6 protein-coding genes are annotated in these 2643 nt (G+C 71.5%); 2 read left to right on the top strand and 4 right to left on the bottom strand.

Going from position 1 to position 2643, the window contains the following annotated elements; genetic code table 11:
* Both ABZ780_RS31560 and ABZ780_RS31555 read left to right on the top strand, forming a co-directional pair.
* The coding region (locus ABZ780_RS31560; protein ID WP_357488388.1) for a hypothetical protein at positions 1-249 on the top strand (249 nt) is incomplete at its 5' end.
* Positions 246-956, top strand: a complete 711-nt coding sequence (locus ABZ780_RS31555; protein ID WP_357488386.1) for a hypothetical protein — start codon at positions 246-248, stop codon at positions 954-956. The genes ABZ780_RS31560 and ABZ780_RS31555, both read left to right, overlap by 4 nt.
* A 157-nt stretch (positions 957-1113) precedes the next feature.
* Here the strand turns inward: ABZ780_RS31555 and ABZ780_RS31550 are convergent, their stop codons facing one another.
* The 4 genes from ABZ780_RS31550 to ABZ780_RS31535 all read right to left on the bottom strand — a co-directional run bounded on the left by ABZ780_RS31550 (position 1114) and on the right by ABZ780_RS31535 (position 2388).
* Positions 1114-1329: a hypothetical protein gene (locus ABZ780_RS31550; protein ID WP_357488384.1), complete on the bottom strand. Its 216-nt coding sequence runs from the start codon at positions 1327-1329 to the stop codon at positions 1114-1116.
* 98 nt (positions 1330-1427) lie between these two features.
* Positions 1428-1676 (bottom strand): helix-turn-helix domain-containing protein, encoded by a 249-nt coding sequence (locus tag ABZ780_RS31545; RefSeq protein WP_357488382.1) that lies wholly within the window; start codon positions 1674-1676, stop codon positions 1428-1430.
* Positions 1673-2095 (bottom strand): DUF6221 family protein, encoded by a 423-nt coding sequence (locus ABZ780_RS31540; protein WP_357488380.1) that lies wholly within the window; start codon positions 2093-2095, stop codon positions 1673-1675. The genes ABZ780_RS31545 and ABZ780_RS31540 overlap by 4 nt, the downstream gene beginning before the upstream one ends.
* 2 nt (positions 2096-2097) lie before the next feature.
* On the bottom strand, positions 2098-2388 hold the full coding sequence (locus ABZ780_RS31535) for a helix-turn-helix domain-containing protein (RefSeq protein ID WP_357488378.1): 291 nt from the start codon (positions 2386-2388) through the stop codon (positions 2098-2100).
* Positions 2389-2643: the final 255 nt, after the last annotated feature.

The following is a 2643-nucleotide window of genomic DNA, read 5'->3' as shown; positions in this document are numbered from 1 at the left end:
CTCTACAGCGCCACCGCCCACCCCTGGCTCGCCCTCCCCGGCCTATGCGCCGCCGCGCTCTTCGCCTGGGACGCCGCCCGCAGCTACACCGCCCACCACCGCGTCGTCGCCGAACACGACTGGGCCAGACGCCGCGCCCTCGGCGACAACCCGCCCCCGCTGGACCCGTGCTGCCTACTCGCCCAGCACAGCAGCGGCGCAGCACACGACCACAAATGCACCGACACAACCCGCTGGAGCACGGCATGAGCGACCCGTCCTCGACGCCCTGCGCCGCTACCACCTGTCACCGCGGCCTGCGTGAGCACGAGCTCGCCAACGGGCAGACGATCTGCACGCCCTGCGTCCACGTCATCAGCGTCTGGCTGCAGGAGATCCCTACGCAGATCATCGTCCTCGAGGGCTCCCGCCAGCGGGAGACCACCGGTGCCTCCACCGGCGGCCGCACCGCCTACCGCACCGCCCCCCTGCCCGGCCGCGACGACGTCCTCACCCTCCTCGGCCCCGCCGCCTGGAACGACCGCGTCCGCGACCCGTACGGCCAGGCGCAGCACGATCAGCACGGTCCCCTGCCCATCGCCGGCGTCCTCATCCACTGGGTGCGTCTCATCTCCGAGGACCGCCGTTGGAACCCACCCGCGGCTCTCGCCCCGCAGGCCCTCGCCGCATGGCTCGACGTCCCCCGCGTCCTCGACTGGGCCGCACGCCAGCCGTGGGCGGGCGCCCTGCGCGACGACCTCTACGAGCTGATGCGCACCATCCGCAGAATCACCTGCCTGCGCCCTCAGCGGCGGCCCGTCCCGCAGCCGTGCCCGCGCTGCGACAGCCTCACCCTCGTCGAAACGGACCACCAGCTGTACATCGACTGCACCACCTGCGAGTCGATGTACAGCCGCGAAGAGCTCGCCCTCGCCGCACGCATCACCGCGGCCCAGCTCGAGGCCGACGCCGCCTGACCCGGACAGCACGCGGCCCGCCGCCCCACTCCCAGGGCGACGGGCCACCGCGGGCACCACCCCGCGCACTGCGTCGGACCCTCCAAGACACAACGTCAGTACGACGAACCTACCGGCGGTCGCCGGCCAACACTCCCCAGCGACAGGGAATCTCCCGTCAGCGCTCCCACATCTCCGGGCCACCGCCCCGCCAGTCGATCAGCTCGGCGTGCGCGGCCACGTCCAGTTCGTCCCAGCCCTCAAGGCCGGCCCGCTCCAGGAAGACGGCGAGATCGTGGAGGCTGAAGGCCACGCCGACGAACGTCCCGTCCACGGTGACCCGGCGGCCGCCGTTCTCGGCCGGCGGGTGAACCGCGACGCGCGCTGTGCTCATGCTCCCAGCGTCGCGCGGCGGGTGGGCGGGCGCACGTGGGGTTGCTCCGGGCATGAGGATGCCCCCGCCTCGACGGAGACGGGGGCATCGGTGCGCGGCTACTCGTCAGTCAGCCTTTCCCGGCACAACGCCTCACCCTCCAGCCGCCACCGGCTGATCGTCTGCTGGGAGACGCTACCCAGCTGCTCGGCGATCTGGCGCGTGGTCAGCCCCTGCTCGACCGCGAGATAGATACGCATCTTGAGCCGGGCCTCTGCCTCCTGCGCGGCCTCGTGCGTCAGCCGTACGTCTATCAGCAGCGCATCACGTACGTGGGGTGGCCATTCAACCGATCGTTTCCCTGTCACGGCCGCCACTCCTCGCGGTAGCCGGGCCGGGCGTCGTACACGGCGGCGTGCAGGCGCAGCGTGATCTCGAAGGCGAGCAGGGCCACCCGCGCGGAAGCGTCGGACGGATCGCTCTCGGCGGTGCGCTTGGCGTCCTCCCACTCGCGGGTGATCTGCCGCTTGGCGTCGATCTCACGCAGGACCCGCTCTTGCGTCCAGCCGTTCTCCGTGTCCGCCCAGCTCTTCAGCTTGGCCAGGTCGTCGTAGCCCGCGATCGGGTCACGCTGGCGGACGAGGACGGCGTTCCCGCCCGGCCGGACGTGCAGCCAGACCACGCCGTCGTCGTCCACGCCGGGCTGCGGGAAGATGCCGCGCCGCGCTTCCGCGTCCCGCTGGTCGGCGTCGAGCTGGGCGCGCAGCCACTGGATCAGATCATCCACCGCTACCCCTCCTCCTTGCGCGGCCGGTTCTTCCCCGACCCGGTATAGCCCGCCTCGATGTCCTGCACCGTCCGCAGCGACACCCCCAACAGAGCAGCGATCTTCCGGTACGACACCGGCGGCTCCTGCGCACGCAGATCCAGCACGACCTTGCGACGGTCCTCACGCCACCGTTTCGCCCGGTCGCCCTGGTCGGCGAGCACCTCACTGATCGCCCGCGCGCGCTTCTCCGGGTCGGCAATCGCCTCCACCGCGTCCATGGCTTCGATCACCCGCTGAGCCTCCTCGGTCACACCCGGCCTCATCTCATTCGGGCGGGCTACTTGCCTTGAGTGTATGGGACCCCATACATTCGAGGGAAGCAGTCCCGCACTGCTGATGCAGAACGGCCCCCGGCCGGAGTTGCCGCTCCATATGGCCGGGGGCCAGGCCCACCTCAACCAGAAAGGGCAGGCCCAATGGCCAACCGTACCGACCAGCCCCCTGAGCAGCCCACCCCCGTCGCCGCCGACGTTGACGCGGCCGCCCCCGAACTCCTCGCCCGCGCC

It is taken from the genome of Micromonospora sp. NPDC047467, assembly GCF_040643095.1.
Lineage (GTDB): Bacteria > Actinomycetota > Actinomycetes > Mycobacteriales > Micromonosporaceae > Micromonospora.
This window is presented reverse-complemented; position numbering and strand designations above follow the sequence as displayed.